Here is a 17,024-nt window from a genome sequence, read left to right as displayed (position 1 = left end):
ACCCATTATTTAACTAACAATATCGTTTAATTTACGAATATCCTTCAAATTCCCAACAACTGTAATTTTATCGTGGGGTTGAATAACATCATTAGCTTGCGGCATTTGATTAACTTCATCATCCTTACTAACAATGATAATCACATTGACATTATAACGATTACGAAAATCCAGTTCGTCTAAAGTCTTATTGAAGAACTTTGGATTATTAATATTTACTTCCGCCAAAGTTATTTCCTTACTTAAGGTGACATAATCGATGACGCTTGGATTAAGTTGTTGAAAAATAAGTCGCTTAGCTAAATCATGCTCTGGACGAACAACCATATCAGCGCCAATTCGTTCCAAAACGCGCGCATGATTAACATTTTCAGCCCGACAAATTACATCTGGTGCCCCGAGTTCTTTAGCAATTAGCGTGGCCATGATACTTGCCTCAACATTTTTTCCAATTGAAATATAAACATGGTCAAAACTACCGATATCAAGGTCACGCAGAGCATCCTCATCTTGCGCGTCCGCAATTACCGCCCGCATAACTGACCCCGCAAATTCATTTACCACTTCTTCACTAGAATCAATCGCCAATACTTCTTGACCAGCCTGAACTAAAGCTTCACATATTGAGGCCCCAAATTGTCCAATTCCAATAACAGCATAACTTTCTTTTTTAGCCAATTAACACACTCTCCTCTGGATAACGATAATTCTTCGCTGCTGTACTTGCATTTAGGATTGAGAACATTACAGTATAAATTCCGACCCGGCCGACAAACATCAAAAACATAATAATCAGTTGCCCCAACAGGTTAAGGTTAGTTGTAATCCCTAATGAAATCCCGGTAGTACCAAAGGCCGCCACCGCCTCAAAGGTAACATACGCTAACGAATCATGTTCTGGCAAATCCTGTGTTTCAGCAAGGACTAAAATTGATACAAGCAAAATAAATAAAGCAACAAACAGTAATGTCAAAGCACGATAAATATTTTCTTGGGTAAAACGTCGATGGGCAAAAGTCGTATCCCGTTGACCACGCAGGGTTGCAAAACTCTGAATCGTCAATAGACCGATTGTTGTGGTTTTAACACCCCCAGCAGTTGACCCCGGCGTTCCTCCGATAAACATCAAAATAACAGTAAACGCGAGGCCGGCAGCGCTTAAATCAGTATAAGGAAAAGTAATTAAACCAGCAGTTCGTGGAGTGATTGCCATAAAGATGGTATTGAGAATACGGTTGGAAAAGCTTAATTTATCACTTAATTGCGCTAAGTTTTTCTCAGTAATAAAGTAAACAATCACAGAAACAATGAATAACACTGCCCCAGTTCGTAATGCTAACTGCGTATGTAACGATAGCCGGTGATATTTTGGATAATTGAGGATGTCTTTCCATACTAAGAATCCTAATGATCCAGCAATAATCAAAACAGCAAGCACACATAACATATAAGGGTCATTAGCATAGTTTGCCATACTATTATCAAACAAGTCAAAACCGGCATTACAAAAGGCTGAGATTGAGTGAAAAATACTAAACCATATTCCCTTGCTGAGTCCATAACGCGGATAAAAGTCAAAAAATAAAAATATTCCACCCGCTAATTGGATAAGTAACGAAAGCCGAATAATAAGGTAAACCACGTTCAATTGAGATAAGTGGTCAAGATTAAGTGCTTCTTGGGTTAGCAATCGTGTCGACATCCTCATTCGCTGCCGCACCAAAAGTGACATCATGACCGCGAATGTCATAAACCCCAATCCACCTACTTCCATCAAGATCGCAATTACAATCTGACCAAATAATGTCCAGTGATGAGCTGTACTCACGAGAGTTAATCCAGTTACGCAGGTTGCACTCGTTGAAGTGAAGAAAGCAGTCATAAAATTTGTCGTTTCTCCTGGTCGTGTCGCAAACGGCAAAGAAAGCAAGATTGTTCCCATAAAAATCACAATCAAGAACCCAAATGTCAAAATTTTGGGAAATGTATATTTATGTTTATTTATTTCAATCACTTTTATCCTTCCTCGTATTAATATTACTCAACTAATTATAAGCGTTTTTGTTAAATTCTAAACCATTATTTTATTTCCCGGGAAATCATCTTGAGAAAGCGCTACAATATAATTGTAGATTGCCCGATTGCTTTTCCTGAAAGGAGATCCTTTTATGTACTATTCAAACGGAAATTATGAAGCATTTGCTCGTCCCCGTAAACCGGCGGGAGTAGATCAAAAACATGCTTATATTGTTGGCGCCGGTTTAGCAGGTCTTTCTGCGGCTGTTTTCTTGATTCGTGACGCCCAAATGCCAGGCGAAAATATCCATATTTTTGAAGAGTTACCAATCGCTGGTGGTTCCTTAGATGGTCAAGACCGCCCCGATGTTGGCTTTGTCACTCGTGGTGGCCGCGAAATGGAAAACCACTTTGAATGTATGTGGGATCTGTATCGTTCAATTCCATCCTTGGAAATCCCTGGCGCATCTTATCTTGACGAATACTATTGGCTAGATAAGGATGATCCAAATAGTTCAAATTGTCGCCTAACTTATAAACGGGGCAATGAGGTTCCCACTGACGGCAAGTATCTTCTCGGTAAGTCAACTAAGGAATTGATGAAACTGATCCTTACACCTGAAGACCAGCTCGGCGACTTAACAATCGGTGATTACTTCTCTGAGGACTTCTTCAAGAGTAACTTCTGGATTTATTGGTCAACCATGTTTGCCTTTGAAAAGTGGCATTCGTTAGCAGAAATGCGGCGGTACGCAATGCGATTTATCCACCATATTGACGGTTTACCTGACTTTACTGCTCTTAAATTCAATAAGTACAACCAGTATGAATCAATGACCAAACCATTGCTTGCATACCTTAAAGATCATGGCGTTAAATTTGAATATGATACACAAGTCCAAAACGTCTTGGTTGATACTAAGAATGGTGAAAAGCACGCTAAAAAGATTATTCTTAAGCAAGGCGGCGAAGATAAAACGATCAACTTAACTGACGATGATCTGGTATTTGTTACTAATGGTTCAATCACGGAAAGTTCAAATTATGGAAGTCATCACCAAGTAGCGCAACCAACTCGAGCTCTTGGCGGCAGCTGGAAGTTATGGGAAAACATTGCCAAACAATCACCAGCATTCGGTCATCCAGATGTCTTTTGTAAAAACATCCCTAACCGCAGTTGGTTCATTTCTGCAACTGCGACCGTTAAGAATCCACAAATTGAACCGTACATTGAACGACTAACTAAGCGTGACCTTCATGATGGAAAGGTAAACACTGGTGGAATTATCACCGTCACTGATTCTAATTGGATGATGAGTTGGACCATCCACCGGCAACCTCATTTTAAGAGTCAAAAGCCAAATGAAACCATTGTGTGGATCTATGGTCTCTATTCTGACACAGAAGGTAATTATATCAAGAAACGAATTGTTGATTGTACTGGGGAAGAAATAACTAAAGAATGGCTCTACCATCTCGGTGTTCCAGAAGCTTTAATTGACGATTTAGCAAAAGAAGAGTCGGTTAATACTGTCCCTGTTTATATGCCATTCGTCACTAGCTACTTTATGCCGCGGGTAAAAGGCGATCGTCCTGATGTTGTTCCTGAGGGGTCAGCTAACTTGGCTTTCATTGGTAACTTTGCCGAATCACCAACTCGGGATACCGTCTTTACAACTGAATATTCAGTCCGGACGGCGATGGAAGCTGTTTATAGTCTCCTCAACGTTGATCGCGGAGTACCAGAAGTCTTTAATTCGATCTATGATATTCGCGAATTGATGCGGGCAATGTACTATATGAACGATAAAAAGCCGCTTGAAGAAATGGATCTTCCAATTCCAAAGATTGTTGAGAAACCACTGCTCAAGAAAATCAAGAAGAACTGGATTGGCGAATTAATGGAAGAACAACATTTACTTTAAAAAACTAAGGGAGTGAGGCATTAGGTATCTCTACTTTTGTCCCACTCCCTTCAATTTAATATAAAGGAGTCTTTTTTATGACCAATGAAACGATTAAGCACCAATTAAACCATCGTACAATTCGGGCATTTAAGCCCACCAACCTTTCAGCAGAACAATTGAATACTCTTTACTCTGTTGCTAGTCAGACGCCAACTAGTATGTTTATGCAGCAGATGTCAATTATGCACATTACTGATCCTGATAAACGGGCTGCAATAAGAGAAATTAGCAAGCAACCGTATGTCGGCGCAAATGGTGACCTGTTCATTTTGTTAGTTGACCTTTATCGTAACCAACAAATACGGCAGCAAAAGGGCAAGGATGATGGCCGTTTACATACCGCTGATATTTTCTTCCAAGGCCTTGATGATGCAATCATGGCTGCCCAAAACGTGATTACTGCTGCCGAGAGTATGGGCCTTGGCGTCGTTCCCCTTGGTTCAATAAAAAATGATCCGCAAAAAATCATCGAAGTCCTTAATCTTCCTAAAATGACCTTCCCGGTTTTAGGCTTACAAATCGGTGTACCTGACCAAGAACCTCAACTAAAACCCCGCCTGCCATTAAAATTCATCGCATTTGATAATGACTATCCGAAAGAGATCAAGCTTAGTGACTTAAGCGATTATGATCAAGAAGTTACTACCTACTATGACCTTCGTGATGCCAACCGACGAATCGATTCCTTCACCAACCAGATTGCGGGGGCCAAACTCGATCGTCACTATACCAAGCGCGATGAAATTATGAAGGTGTTACATCAACAAGGCCTTTGCACTGATGAAGGAATTGATTAGTTCATCCCCTCGAGAGCAGCTAATGTCGTTAAGGTCGCATCATAATAATTCTTCTCTGTTAAGGGTTTACTGAAAATGTGTTTCTGACTAGCAAACAGATTATCATACCCTTCATTACGATTGCAGCTGACCGTATAAAAAATCGGCGCACTGAAACTATTTGATTGATATTTAACCAATCGGTGACCGTTTAATGAATAGACAGCCGTAATATAATACTGTTCACTGAAGAACCTCATCATTTTATTTAAGACTTTCTGAGCCCGTGGATCATTGCTTTTTGCCAACATCATTGGAACCCGACAAGCATTGGCACTATAGTCTCCATCATATTTTCCAGCAACCGTATTCGGTCCCACCGGCTTGGTACTCCCTGGCCGAGCCCAGGCAAAGTCAGGTACTAGTCCTGTTTGGTGCTGTTTACTTAATGCAGTCAGCCGGTCAAGCATATTATTTTTGATCATCTGCCACCTTGAATCGTGAGTACGATCGTATAAATGATCAAAAATTGTCGGCATTACATCAGAGGTTCGCAATAAATAATAAAACTTAGAATCCTTCGTAACCCAATCACCCACTGTTAGCATGTGCGTGGTTGGGTTATATTCATATTTCAAGATATCAGTGGCAATCTGTTGCTCTAGCTTACGATAATAAGGTGCCTTTTGTGGCCAAACTTTTGCAGCCCGGTGAAGCGCCGCAGCAATGTAAAGATCACCATCAGTCGCACTATTACGATCATCGACCCATTGACTTTCTTTATTATAAGACTGACGCCAGGACATTAAGTAAGTTAGCTGGTCATGGTGTTTACCAACATAATCGCGATGTGCAAGGTAATAGTTAAGCAACTTATCAAAGTCATTTTCACTTGCCCAGCCCTTTTCAGCAGCGCGAGATACTACTTGCAGCCCGTAGCCTTGTCCTTCCGATAATGCAACAGGATGTTTTTGATCGTTGCTGGTATTAACAAATGTTTGCTTATTATTTTTACGGACTAAATACGCTGCCTGCCACCGCCGATAAGCTTCGTATTGAATATGTTCAGGATTCTTTATTCTTACAAACGCGAGCGTTGCAATATAAATAACCGCAACAACGAGCGTAAGAAGCCAAATATATACTGGACGTTTCATAACTAATCCCCTTATTAGTCAGCAAACCGCTTAGTCTTTACCCATTTTGTCCCGTCACGCCGTAATAGTCGATCAAGTGCTACGGAGATTACCGCATGAATCGAAACAATTATAAATAATTGCGAATAGGTAAAGTATGAAGCAAGCGCCAACCAGATTTGTTTATTCGTCGCTTGCCCAAATTGCGTAGCTGCTGCTGTTGTAATTTGTAAAATATACAAGATTATCATTAATAACCAATTAAAAAGTAAAAGTTGGGCGATTAGGATGTTACTTTCCCCGAATGTAAAGGGAATTATTACCTGTGGATCGAAAAGATGAACAATCCAAAAGCCTACATTCGCTAAAAAGATTGCATCAGAAAGGACGATTGCCGCATTAAACCAGAAAAAAGTACAGGAATAATAAAAAGTTTCTAACTTTACTCGCCAATTACTCCTTCTAAAGAGGTACTTGAAATTTTTAAGGACAACTTGGTAGTTTCCCTTTGCCCACCGTAAACGCTGATAGTAATAATCATGCAGACGTTCTGGCTCCTGTTGAAAAGCTTCCGAATTATAAGCTAACGCGATTAGTTTGCCGCTTTGCATAATCTTAAATGAAATATCAGTATCTTCTGTTAAGGCTCCATTTGCCCAGCCCCCGATTGAACGGACATATTTACTTTGAATGATAAAGTTAGTTCCTGGGATCCGGCCAATTTTAAATAAATGCCAAATTGCACAGTGCTGGATCCGTTGGGTAACAACAATTTCTTGATTAATGCACTTCGTTAAAAAGTTTTGCTCGGCATTGCGTGTCTTATTCCGGCCAAATGCTGCAACGTACCGTGTTGGATTTTCGAGGATTTTTCGTACTAAGAAATAGAGGGCGTTTTTTTCCGGCATTGCATCGGCATCGTAAACACCAATATATTCACCATGAGCCATTTTAAGGGCATCGTTTAAGACACCGGCCTTCCCTCCGCTACCATGACGTTCTATTACCTTTGCTTTTCTTTTCTCATATTTTGGAAGCTGTAACACTGTTCGGGCCCGTTGAGCAGTTTGATCATTGCAATTATCCGCAAAGATTAATAATTCGACCTTATCTGCTGGATAGTTTAATTCAAGGATTGCTTGGGTCGTCTGCGCAATAACTACTTCTTCGTTATGAGCGGGAACGACAATCGTAATTAATGGATATCGTTTTAATGGGACAATATCCACAATTTTTCTACTATGCTCAAGCCAAAAGTGAACTGCCCCACCTAATGTAATAGATGACATTAATAGCGAACTCCAAATTGAGATCAGGGTCATAATCATTACAAACTCGGTCATTGCTTTTTCCTTTCCCTTTTTACATTTAGTGTTGTCTGTTCAACGCGAAAATAAATCACCCACTGAAGAACCGCAAATATTAATGCCTGAACAAAAAAGATCAGGGTAATCACGAGCGCCAACCAAAAGAAAATCCTTACCATTATCTCTGAACCCCTCTTAGGTACTCAACGACAAGGTCTGTTTCCATATCTCTTTCAATATGACGCATTACACTTTCCAGATTCTTAAATGAAGTCGCATTGATGTTATCAACCTTCAAATGTCCCCATTTAAATTGAGGTTTTGAATTATTAATTTGTAATTCATCAAGTCCTGCACGCGTGCTTTGGTTCTGATAAGCGAATGTAATATCTGGTAAATGATATGACAAAATTAAAAAAGTACCATCTTCTAAATAGTACAAGGCTTCAGATGGTAATCGTCGCCGTTTTAAGACTTTCGCAATTTGCTGAAGAGCATAGTTGTAATCATTATGATGAAATTGCCGTATTTGGTGATTATGAACCCAGTGAATCGCTGTAACATCAATCCACAAATCAGCAATTTGTTCTTTAATAATGAATTGAAGTTCCTTTTCATAAATCTTATTAGCATTATATGCCGTCTGAAGTTTTACTATTTGATTATAGTGGGTCGCATAGCTTTCTATCTCTGCGCGATTACGGTCAAGCCATCCCCACTCACCAATAATGTACCGACTGAAATACGCCAAACTTGCGGTAATTGGAAAGGCAAACAGTAGCATTATTTTGATCGAATTATCCATTACCACATAACCTAGCAATAAAATGGCACTACCAATCGTTGTTAAGCCGATTGCAAGCCAGGTTAAAATGATATTTGGTACTAAGCTCCCTACCATTAAGCCCAAAATGATCATAATCATCATGGCCGTTGTAATAAAATGGGCGTATTGGGATGCCCACCACATCATTAACACGATTGCAGTCAATATTACACAAAGCGCAATAAGTCCCGATTCTACAACATGTCGCCGAATCATAAGAATGTTCTCCCCTTCTTCTTATAAATTAGCAGCTAATATCTTAGCACACCTTTTTCAGCATTTCACTAGTTTAAAAGCTTGATAAATAAGGGATTACGCTTTATTTGTGAAAACAATTATCATTTTATAACAGGTAAATTTGCCTGCAAAAAATAACTTTTTGCTATATTTAAATTTATAGACATTCATATAAGATATGTTTTATTTTTGTACGTTGATAAGCAAAACTACAATAATTAAGGCAAACACAAAAGCCTGATTTAACTGTGCAGGAAAAATCAGGCTTTTAACTTAGTAAACTCATCGATGAAACATAATGTTGTTGATGTTAATTGGATAAAGGGATGCTTTGTTTCAATGAAGAGTCTTTTATCTAACTTAAATAAACAAGTGGATTTCTTGTTTGTAAGTATTATATCACACCTGTTGTGAAAATGTTAACTAATCTTTAGGATGATTAAATGTTTTTCGCAAAAAACTCTTATTTATCTAGCGTTCGCCTAATGCACAAGCAGTGATTATCATCACAATATCACGTGTTTCCCACATAAACCTAGAAATAATAAATTACCTTGTCTTTATCAGATTAAAATTCTTTCCGGCATTTGATAAACAATATCATTGATTTCTTCTAATAATTTTCATTATATCCACCTCATTATATTATAATTTAGAAAAATAAATATTTTTATGTAATTGGTGTTGAAAAAAAAAAAAAAGGCTAATATAAGGGTGATAAATAAATTTCGATAAATTTATTTAAAAGAAATGAATTTATTATTCCTGATCACACCCCATTGGTCAGCAGCGATGATTTTATGGCTATTTATAAGCTATTGTTTCATTGGATTTTATTTATCAAACTTTATAGAAAGGAGCAGAAGTTTTTACTTTGTTAGTTAAGTTTAGTGGTATCATTTGAGTTATTTAATTTACTTTATAGCTACTTTTCTTCCTTTATCAAAACGATTAAATCGCTTGGAATCATATCACTAATACTTTTAACTAAGTAATTCTCTTTTTGCGTTTCTCATTATTCTTAGAAGCGCTGTTGTTTGATCCAAAAATAGAATATTCATTAATACACAGTTACAAAGCAATCTCTATATTTAAGCTTTCTAATCAAAAAGCAACCTCACTGTCATCCTTTGACCCTGAGATTGCTTTTTAATTTAATTACTGATTTCCTGTTAATTTTCGCCGGACTAACGTTGGATCAGCCTTACCGGGATTCAATTCAACTAGTTTTCCCGAACCACTGTAAATAATCCATTCGGCTAAGTTAACAATATGATCGCCAGCGCGCTCTAAATTTCGGAGAACAGCTAAATAACTTTCATAGGCTTTTACATCTTCGCCACCTTTAACCAGTGCTTTCATGATTTCTTTTTGTAATTTTACATAAAGTAAATCAACTTTCAAGTCCTCGTTGGCAACCTCATAGGCAACTTGCTCATCAGTATAAACATAAGCATCGAGGATTCGTTCAAGCATCTTGCGAACAATCATCATCATCTGTTCAATTGGCTGTTCGATGTCTTCATGATGTTCAAATTTACTTAAAGTAATCGCTGCGCGGGCAATATGGGTAGAATAGTCGCCCAATCTTTCAATATCAGTACTAGCTTTTAAGATACTAATAATTTTCCGAAAGTCTGTTGCAACCGGATTTTGTAATGCCATTAGCTTCAACGCCTGTTTTTCCAAATGAATTTCTTCATCGTTAATCTTTGTATCAGTTGTTAAAACCTTATCCGCTAAGTCTGCATCATGATCCGTAAAGGCCTTTGTTGCTTGATAAATCTGCTCACTAGCGTCGATTCCCATTTCCATGAAGTGGCTCCGCAGCCGTTTTAATTCATCATCAAAAATTGCTCCCATGTTTTCACTCCTAACCAAATTTTCCGCTAAGGTAATCCGCCGTTTGTTGTTGTTGAGGATTCATAAAAATATCCGCCGTCTGGTTAAATTCAATTAATTTTCCTTGGTGCATAAAAGCTGTCCAATCGGCCGAACGTGATGCTTGCTGCATATTATGGGTAACCATAATAATCGTAAATTTCTCTTTTAATTGTACTAAAGTATCTTCAATTTGCGAAGTCGAAACCGGGTCAAGGGCACTTGTCGGTTCATCCATCAAGATAATTTCTGGTTGAACTGCAAGCGTCCGCGCAATACAAAGTCGTTGTTGCTGTCCACCTGATAAGGCGAGGGCACTTTCTTTTAAGTGATCTTTGACTTCTTCCCACAAAGCGGCCTGGCGCAAACTCTCCTCTACTCGTTGATCAAGAATTTGCCGGTCCTTTACTCCGGCAAGACGTAATCCATAAATAACATTCTCGTAGATTGATAATGGGAAAGGTGTCGGTTGCTGGAAGACCATTCCAATTTGTTGACGAATCCGGTAAACATTAACTTTAGGCTGGTTAATATTCAAGTCATGAAAATTAATTTCACCTTTGACCGTTGCTAAATCATCGTTCATCCGGTTAAGGCTTCGTAACAATGTTGACTTTCCTGAACCAGAAGCCCCAATCATTGCCGTAATCTTGTTGGCCGGAAATTTCATTGAAACGTCATGAACAACGTGTTTATCACCATATAATACTTGTAAATTTTTCACTTCAAGAGCAACTGAATTTTCCATTCTTTTATCCTCACTTTGCAAGTCGTCGCTTAATTAAATAACCAATATATCTAGCTAGTAGGTTAAAGATTAAAATTGTTAGAATCAAAACCGCTACTGAACCATTTGAAACAGCACGGGCATCTGGAACCAGTCCTTCACTGTTAACTTTCCAGATATGGACAGCTAAAGTTTCGGCTGGTCGTAATGGATTTAAGAAACTGGTAGGACTAAATGGGTTCCAATCGGTATAGCTAATTGCCGGTGAACTCTGCCCGGCCGTGTAGATTAAGGCAGCAGCTTCCCCAAAAATACGGCCAGCACTTAGGATCGCTCCGGTAATAATTCCCGGTAAAGCAGCTGGTAAAACAATTTTAGTTGTTACTCGCCACTTTGACATTCCTAATCCCAATCCGGCCTGGCGTTGAAGGTAAGGAACTTGGCGAAGGGCGTCTTCACATGCCCGCGTTAAAATTGGCAAGTTCAAAATTGTTAAGGCCAATGCCCCAGCAAGTAAGGAGAAGTCTAACCCCCATTGCAAAACAAAGACTAAGTAACCAAATAATCCCACTACCACTGATGGCAATGAACTTAAAACTTCAATTGCCAAGCGTAATAAGTTTGTCCATCGATTATCTGGTGCGTATTCGCTTAAATAAATGGCAGCACACAATGCTAAAGGAATCGAAACGATTAATGTTAAAACAACCAGGTAAAGAGAATTAAACAATTGATCACGAATTCCCCCACCACTTCTAAACGATTCAGCGCTTGACGTTAAGAAATGCCAAGAAATATGGGGAATTCCTGATAGTAATAAATACGCTAACAAGGCAAATAAAACTAACCCTACTAAACCGGTTAAAGTTAAAATAATCACGGTTGCCAACCGATCTGCTTTTTCTGGACGCATTATTTTACCCCTTTCCGGCTAACGAGCCGCATTAAAAGATTGAAGGCCAAGGACATTACTAACAGAATTAAAGCTAAGGACCAGAGCGCATTGTTTGAGATCGTCCCCATGACTGTGTTTCCAATTCCGGTAGTCAAAACACTAGTCAAGGTTGCCGCCGAATGCATCAATCCCGTCGGCATTACCGTCGTGTTTCCAATTACCATTTGAACGGCTAAGGCTTCACCAAATGCCCGGGCCATCCCAAATACCATTGCGGTTAAAATCCCGCTTTTGGCACTCGGAATAATCACCCGCGAAATCGTTTGCCAGCGAGTTGCCCCCAGCCCCGCAGACGCATTGCGATATTGTTTAGGTACTGTCCTAAAACTATCAATTGTCATCGAGGTCATTGTTGGTAAAATCATCAAAAATAATACACAAGTAGCAGCGAGAATCCCAAAGCCAGTGCCGCCGAAAAAGCGCCGTAGGAAGGGAACGATTACTGTTAAGCCGACATATCCATATACCACGGATGGAATTCCGACTAATAATTCGATGGTCGGTTGGAGAAACTTATATGCAGTTGATGGCAAAATCTCTGTGATTGCAATAGCAACTACTAAGGCAAGCGGCAAAGCAATTATTCCTGACAAAAGAGTAACGCTAAAAGAAGTAGCGATCATCGGTAAAGCCCCGAATACATGATCACTTGGTCGCCATTTAATCCCACTTAGAAATTCCCACAATGAATAGTGATTGCCAGTAAAAAGAGCAATTCCTTTCCAAGTTAAAAAGATTAAGATCGTTGCCACTAGTCCCCCAATTAAAGTAATTGCAAGATAGCTAATTACTTTTCCTGAGGTTTCCTGCTTACTTTCAACAGAGGGCTGTGTCAAACGTTGTCGTAAGTCTTCCATCGTACTATTTCCTTTCAGTTACTTTCCCAGTTGGTGTTTTTTCAACTTTCATATCATGAATGCTAATATAGTGAGCTTCTGTTACGAGCGTCTTTTGGACTTTCTCGCTTTGCATATATTTAATGAAACTTGCAGTTGATTGGGATGGTTGTTTTTGCGTGTACATATGCTCATATGACCATAATGGCCACTTATTAGTTGTAACATTATCAGCAGTTGGCGCTACTCCATCAAGGTTAACTGACTGAACTTGGTCATTAAGATAAGCAAATGCAATATAGCTGATTGCCCCTGGTGTATTTCTAATAATTTCTTTGACTGTCCCGTTTGAATCTTGTTCTTGAGCATTCACTGCCTGCATCCCCGGTTTCAATACTGTTTGTTCAAACGCAACCCGAGTTCCACTCCCATGAGCACGATTAATAACTGTAATTGGCAAATCCGGTCCGCCAACTTCTTGCCAATTCGTAATTTGTCCCGTAAAAATTTGTTGCAGCTGTTGCATTGTCAAATTCTTAATCCCAAGCTCTTCATTAACGATTGGGACTATTCCCGAAACAGCAACAATATTATCATCTAATTTATTCGCATTAATCCCGTCTTGCTGGTCAGCAAAGATATCAGCAGATCCGATATTTACCGCTCCTGCTTGCACTTGACTAAGTCCGGTTCCTGAACCACCACCCTGCACAATAATGCTGGTTTGGGGATGCTTAGTTCGGTAATCATTTGCAACTGCTTCAGCTAATGGTTGAAGAGCTGTTGAGCCGACAATGGTAATTTTTTCTTGTGATGGTTGTTGCTTAGCGAGTACCCATGACCCGCCTAGCCAACAAACTATTGCGACGATAACAACCCCGATAATCGTTTTTTTCATTACTATTCCTACCTGTTTATTAGTTGTTTTCATATATTTCGTATGGTACAAATAGAGAATAGCAAGTCGATGTAAATTTTTAATCTTTGTAATGTAAAGGTTATGTAAATTTTGGAGAAAGTATTATGACCAAGAAATTTTTGCTAATGAGCCAGCAAGACGATCTCGTCCAACAGTTACAAGCTATTTGTAAAAAAGAACACTGGACCTATGAGCTCGTGACTACTCCGACTGGCTTAGTAGTAGCCTTAGAAAAAAATCAAATTAGCGGAATTTGGTGGGATATGACGGAGGTAAGCTTAGACACCACGATTGCTACCATGACCCTTATTAGGTCGCAAGTCCAAGGACCAATTACCGTTTTGGTCCCCCACCTTACGGAACGCATTCAACGAAAATTATACCGAGCACATGTTGATGATATAATTGAATTTCCCCTTTTTCCCAGTGTTTTCCGCCCCCTAATTCAGCAGCGCTTGTGGACTTACCACTATCCACAGATGCATTCCTTGGCTGATGATAATACGACCAAAAATGACCCAGTAATAACTACTGGATCATGGGAAATTAATCAAGAAACCTATACTGTTACTAAAAATGATAAAACAATTGCTTTAACCCCCAAGGAATTTCAACTACTTTCCTACTTAGTTGACCATAAAGGACAGGTATTAAACCGGGATCAACTCGTTAATGGGGTCTGGGGATATGATATCCTTGATACTTCACGGATCGTTGACATTCATATCAGTCACCTCCGCGATAAACTTGAAGATGACTCTCAACACCCTACTCACCTTCTCACAGTACGGGGATTTGGCTACAAATTTGTTTAAAATAATAAAAAATGAGCGCTAAATGTTAATAGTTAACATTAGCGTTCATTTTTTGTTACAAACATCTCTCATTTTATAAATTATCTAAGTAATCAATAAAGCGGGGCATTTCTTCCAATTGATCTGCAGTTATTTCCCGGGTAATAGTATGGTCTTCAGAAAAAACATAAACCCGGTCGACTAACGATCTAATCTGGTTAAAATGGTGGCTCGAAATAATAATTGTTTTTCCCGCATGATGAAGCTGGTTAACAATCTGCGTTATCAATGCCCGATATTTTGGCGATAAACCATTAAACGGTTCATCAAGAATTACAATGTCAGGATTCATTGCCAGAACACTCGCAATCGCCACGAGTTTCTGTTCCCCACCAGAAAGGTGATAAGGAACCCGATCACGTAGCCGTTCAATTTTCAGAAGTTTCAAACAATCATTTACTCGTTGATCAATTTCATGCTGCGGAAGTCCTAAATGTTGGGGACCAAATGCAATCTCATCAGTTACACTGGTATTAAATAATTGAATGTCACTATTTTGGAAGACAAAGCCAAACTTTTGATAAAATGGACCAGTTTTAGTTGAATCTTTTAAGAACTTCTTATCAATCGTCTGGTCATTAAATGTATATTTACCATTCTCCAAACTAAATAGTCCCACAATTGTTTTCAATAGTGTCGATTTTCCAGACCCGTTTGGACCCATGATACAGACCGCATCCCCATGATTAACGTTGATATTTACATCATGAAAACCCGTTTGCGTTCCATAAGTATAAGCTCCGTTAGCTATTTTGATCATGCAACCACTCCTCGTATTAAGCAGTATGCAACAATTGCTAGTAACAATTCTCCCATACTAATAACGTCATATTTATTCCAACTAAGTCTCCAACTCGCAACATTATTACTATTATATCCCCGTAATAACATTGCTTGGTAAAGGTCACTGGTTCGCTTCTTTGCTGATAGATATACTTGTCCGATAATTACGCCTAAAACACGCCGATTTACGTGTTGACCAAATGTCCGTAATTTAATACTGCTCAATAATTCCTGAATATAAACGCCTAATGTATAAACATATTTCATTGTAATATCAAGAGTTAGAATGATGACATTCGGTAAATGTAATTGTTTCAATCCTTGAATGAATTGCGGCCAAGAAGTAATACTTAAGAATATGGAAATATTTAACATGATTAGTGCAATCCGCGCTAAAAATAATCCAATATTATTTGCCTGTAATAATAAACTTGGTAAAAGGACAACTAATGAAACAAGCAATAATTTACAAAGCTTTTTACTAATTGTAATTATTACCGATCCAGGCAAAATAAGCAGGTGAACTAACATCAGGATTAGCATTAACCATAAAAACATAACTTGTGATGATAATACGATCAAAATTGTTAAACCGATCAGTTCAACAATTCGAACCCATGGTGAATTCTTAGCAGAATAAACTGGCGTAATGCGTGTAAGAAAAGCAACCAATGCGGCAAATTTGCTCAAGTTATCTTGCACTAACCGCCCCTTTGTTAGGGGAACTTGATGCCGCTCTGAATTCATCAACCAGACCGGTAACTTTTCTATTGGTTTATTTTTAGGTTGGTTATTTATTTGGGGCTTTGTTTGTTGAACCATAGACTGCCATCAGCACCTTACTTATTAAGAAGAAAATTAATATTGCTGTAATTGCGCTTAAAATATAGCCAATTGGCAAACTTGTTCCGGGAATCGTATAGTCGCCAAACAATGCTGTATAGTTAAAGCCATGATTCATCCCTGCAGGTACTGAACTTGAAATATGTTCTAATTTTAAGCGGTGAAGCAACTCAGTCTTATCCCATTCACCAAAAGCCGTTCCACTAGCGAGCAACCCAATTGGCGAAAGGACAACTAAACCAATAATGACATATACCAGATATTTAAGAGAGCCTTTTTTAGGCGTTTTTTGCTGATCATTCTTGTAAATTTCAGCAGGCGCAACTTTCTTGACAAAAACATAAACAACATAGGTAAAGAAAGCTTCGATCCATCCTGCTACTGCTAGATGGGCAAATGCCATTGCTGGAATCGTTACGGCTAATGGATACGGATTATATAGGGGTGCACCACTCGCCGTATGCGCAATTAATGGCTGAATTCCTAACTCAAACCCTGCCATTAAAGCGGCAAGATTAATGCCACAATACGAACCAATAATCGCTCCTAAGCTTGCATGATGGTGTTTACGCAAAAAGTTATAAATCCAATAACCGGTAAACGGCATGATAATCGCCATATTAAAAATATTAGCTCCCAAAGCTAAAATTCCGCCATCGCCAAATAAAAACGCCTGTAAGATTAGCGCGACGGTAACCGCAATCGAAGCCGCATATGGCCCAATTAAGATTGCAAGCAGCGTACCTCCAACCGCGTGTGCACTCGTTCCACCAGGTACTGGAACATTAAACATCATCATCAAAAATGATAATGAGGCCGCAATCCCCAGCATTGGTGCAAGTTCACGATGTTCTTTTAACTGCACTTTGACTTTTTTAGCCGAGACCGCAACCACTGGCGCAGCAACCGCAAACATTACTGCACAAGTAGCCGGACTCAAATAATTATCTGGAATATGCAC

The 17,024-nt window shown here is 38.9% G+C and carries 16 protein-coding genes; 3 read left to right on the top strand and 13 right to left on the bottom strand.

Annotated features, from left to right (window positions below):
- Nucleotides 1-9: 9 nt before the first annotated feature.
- Both LMC10_RS07540 and LMC10_RS07535 read right to left on the bottom strand, forming a co-directional pair.
- Entirely contained in the window at nucleotides 10-678 is a 669-nt protein-coding gene (locus LMC10_RS07540) for a potassium channel family protein (protein WP_113897276.1), read from the bottom strand.
- On the bottom strand, nucleotides 671-2,014 hold the full coding sequence (locus LMC10_RS07535) for a TrkH family potassium uptake protein (RefSeq protein ID WP_229269372.1): 1,344 nt from the start codon (nucleotides 2,012-2,014) through the stop codon (nucleotides 671-673). The genes LMC10_RS07540 and LMC10_RS07535 overlap by 8 nt, the downstream gene beginning before the upstream one ends.
- A 154-nt stretch (nucleotides 2,015-2,168) precedes the next feature.
- On the opposite strand from LMC10_RS07535, the gene LMC10_RS07530 reads away from it, so the two are divergent.
- The gene (locus LMC10_RS07530) at nucleotides 2,169-3,941 is read left to right on the top strand and encodes an oleate hydratase (protein ID WP_228341998.1); all 1,773 of its coding nucleotides are present in this window, start codon (nucleotides 2,169-2,171) and stop codon (nucleotides 3,939-3,941) included.
- Nucleotides 3,942-4,018: 77 nt separating this feature from the next.
- A complete protein-coding gene (locus tag LMC10_RS07525; RefSeq protein ID WP_229269371.1) occupies nucleotides 4,019-4,780 on the top strand; it encodes an NADPH-dependent oxidoreductase in 762 nt (253 codons plus the stop codon).
- Here LMC10_RS07525 and LMC10_RS07520 read toward each other — a convergent pair.
- The 8 genes from LMC10_RS07520 to LMC10_RS07485 form a co-directional block, all read right to left on the bottom strand.
- Nucleotides 4,777-5,916: a glycosyl hydrolase family 8 gene (locus LMC10_RS07520; protein ID WP_229269370.1), complete on the bottom strand. Its 1,140-nt coding sequence runs from the start codon at nucleotides 5,914-5,916 to the stop codon at nucleotides 4,777-4,779. The genes LMC10_RS07525 and LMC10_RS07520 overlap by 4 nt on opposite strands.
- A 14-nt stretch (nucleotides 5,917-5,930) precedes the next feature.
- Nucleotides 5,931-7,238, bottom strand: coding sequence for a glycosyltransferase family 2 protein (locus tag LMC10_RS07515; protein ID WP_229269369.1), 1,308 nt, complete (start codon nucleotides 7,236-7,238; stop codon nucleotides 5,931-5,933).
- Between the two features lie 142 nt (nucleotides 7,239-7,380).
- Nucleotides 7,381-8,244 (bottom strand): hypothetical protein, encoded by an 864-nt coding sequence (locus tag LMC10_RS07510; protein WP_229269368.1) that lies wholly within the window; start codon nucleotides 8,242-8,244, stop codon nucleotides 7,381-7,383.
- 1,179 nt (nucleotides 8,245-9,423) lie between these two features.
- Complete coding sequence (gene phoU, locus LMC10_RS07505; RefSeq protein WP_003664717.1) at nucleotides 9,424-10,128, bottom strand: phosphate signaling complex protein PhoU; 705 nt, start codon at nucleotides 10,126-10,128, stop codon at nucleotides 9,424-9,426.
- Nucleotides 10,129-10,138: 10 nt separating this feature from the next.
- Nucleotides 10,139-10,894, bottom strand: a complete 756-nt coding sequence (pstB, locus tag LMC10_RS07500; protein WP_003664719.1) for a phosphate ABC transporter ATP-binding protein PstB — start codon at nucleotides 10,892-10,894, stop codon at nucleotides 10,139-10,141.
- Nucleotides 10,895-10,904: 10 nt separating this feature from the next.
- Nucleotides 10,905-11,786, bottom strand: coding sequence for a phosphate ABC transporter permease PstA (gene pstA, locus LMC10_RS07495; protein ID WP_229269367.1), 882 nt, complete (start codon nucleotides 11,784-11,786; stop codon nucleotides 10,905-10,907).
- Nucleotides 11,786-12,685, bottom strand: coding sequence for a phosphate ABC transporter permease subunit PstC (gene pstC / locus LMC10_RS07490; protein ID WP_229269366.1), 900 nt, complete (start codon nucleotides 12,683-12,685; stop codon nucleotides 11,786-11,788). The genes pstA and pstC overlap by 1 nt, the downstream gene beginning before the upstream one ends.
- A gap of 4 nt (nucleotides 12,686-12,689) precedes the next feature.
- Nucleotides 12,690-13,562, bottom strand: a complete 873-nt coding sequence (locus tag LMC10_RS07485; protein WP_229269365.1) for a phosphate ABC transporter substrate-binding protein — start codon at nucleotides 13,560-13,562, stop codon at nucleotides 12,690-12,692.
- Between the two features lie 125 nt (nucleotides 13,563-13,687).
- Between LMC10_RS07485 and LMC10_RS07480 the strand changes: the two genes are divergently transcribed.
- Nucleotides 13,688-14,398, top strand: a complete 711-nt coding sequence (locus LMC10_RS07480) for a winged helix-turn-helix domain-containing protein (protein WP_229269364.1) — start codon at nucleotides 13,688-13,690, stop codon at nucleotides 14,396-14,398.
- 73 nt (nucleotides 14,399-14,471) lie between these two features.
- Here the strand turns inward: LMC10_RS07480 and LMC10_RS07475 are convergent, their stop codons facing one another.
- From LMC10_RS07475 to cbiM, 3 genes are read right to left on the bottom strand one after another with little or no spacing between them, the layout of a single operon-like run.
- Complete coding sequence (locus LMC10_RS07475) at nucleotides 14,472-15,197, bottom strand: energy-coupling factor ABC transporter ATP-binding protein (RefSeq protein ID WP_229269363.1); 726 nt, start codon at nucleotides 15,195-15,197, stop codon at nucleotides 14,472-14,474.
- The gene (locus tag LMC10_RS07470) at nucleotides 15,194-16,042 is read right to left on the bottom strand and encodes an energy-coupling factor transporter transmembrane component T (protein WP_003664730.1); all 849 of its coding nucleotides are present in this window, start codon (nucleotides 16,040-16,042) and stop codon (nucleotides 15,194-15,196) included. The genes LMC10_RS07475 and LMC10_RS07470 overlap by 4 nt, the downstream gene beginning before the upstream one ends.
- Nucleotides 16,011-17,024, bottom strand: a complete 1,014-nt coding sequence (cbiM, locus tag LMC10_RS07465) for a cobalt transporter CbiM (RefSeq protein ID WP_229269362.1) — start codon at nucleotides 17,022-17,024, stop codon at nucleotides 16,011-16,013. Before cbiM ends, LMC10_RS07470 begins: the two co-directional genes overlap by 32 nt.

This window comes from Limosilactobacillus reuteri subsp. simiae, assembly GCF_020784875.1.
In the GTDB taxonomy this organism is placed as follows: domain Bacteria; phylum Bacillota; class Bacilli; order Lactobacillales; family Lactobacillaceae; genus Limosilactobacillus; species Limosilactobacillus reuteri_H.
Note: the sequence above shows the minus strand (reverse complement) of the source record. Positions and strands in the feature narration are given on the sequence as shown.

What these genes read in the sequence shown, in the direction of transcription:
- pstC (WP_229269366.1), bottom strand. Translation starts at nt 12,685, where the DNA reads ATGGAAGACTTACGACAACGTTTGACACAGCCCTCTGTTGAAAGTAAG.
- phoU (WP_003664717.1), bottom strand. Translation starts at nt 10,128, where the DNA reads ATGGGAGCAATTTTTGATGATGAATTAAAACGGCTGCGGAGCCACTTC.
- pstA (WP_229269367.1), bottom strand. Translation starts at nt 11,786, where the DNA reads ATGCGTCCAGAAAAAGCAGATCGGTTGGCAACCGTGATTATTTTAACT.
- LMC10_RS07475 (WP_229269363.1), bottom strand. Translation starts at nt 15,197, where the DNA reads ATGATCAAAATAGCTAACGGAGCTTATACTTATGGAACGCAAACGGGT.
- LMC10_RS07480 (WP_229269364.1), top strand. Translation starts at nt 13,688, where the DNA reads ATGACCAAGAAATTTTTGCTAATGAGCCAGCAAGACGATCTCGTCCAA.
- LMC10_RS07515 (WP_229269369.1), bottom strand. Translation starts at nt 7,238, where the DNA reads ATGACCGAGTTTGTAATGATTATGACCCTGATCTCAATTTGGAGTTCG.
- LMC10_RS07485 (WP_229269365.1), bottom strand. Translation starts at nt 13,562, where the DNA reads ATGAAAAAAACGATTATCGGGGTTGTTATCGTCGCAATAGTTTGTTGG.
- pstB (WP_003664719.1), bottom strand. Translation starts at nt 10,894, where the DNA reads ATGGAAAATTCAGTTGCTCTTGAAGTGAAAAATTTACAAGTATTATAT.
- LMC10_RS07470 (WP_003664730.1), bottom strand. Translation starts at nt 16,042, where the DNA reads ATGGTTCAACAAACAAAGCCCCAAATAAATAACCAACCTAAAAATAAA.
- LMC10_RS07510 (WP_229269368.1), bottom strand. Translation starts at nt 8,244, where the DNA reads ATGATTCGGCGACATGTTGTAGAATCGGGACTTATTGCGCTTTGTGTA.
- LMC10_RS07520 (WP_229269370.1), bottom strand. Translation starts at nt 5,916, where the DNA reads ATGAAACGTCCAGTATATATTTGGCTTCTTACGCTCGTTGTTGCGGTT.
- LMC10_RS07530 (WP_228341998.1), top strand. Translation starts at nt 2,169, where the DNA reads ATGTACTATTCAAACGGAAATTATGAAGCATTTGCTCGTCCCCGTAAA.
- LMC10_RS07525 (WP_229269371.1), top strand. Translation starts at nt 4,019, where the DNA reads ATGACCAATGAAACGATTAAGCACCAATTAAACCATCGTACAATTCGG.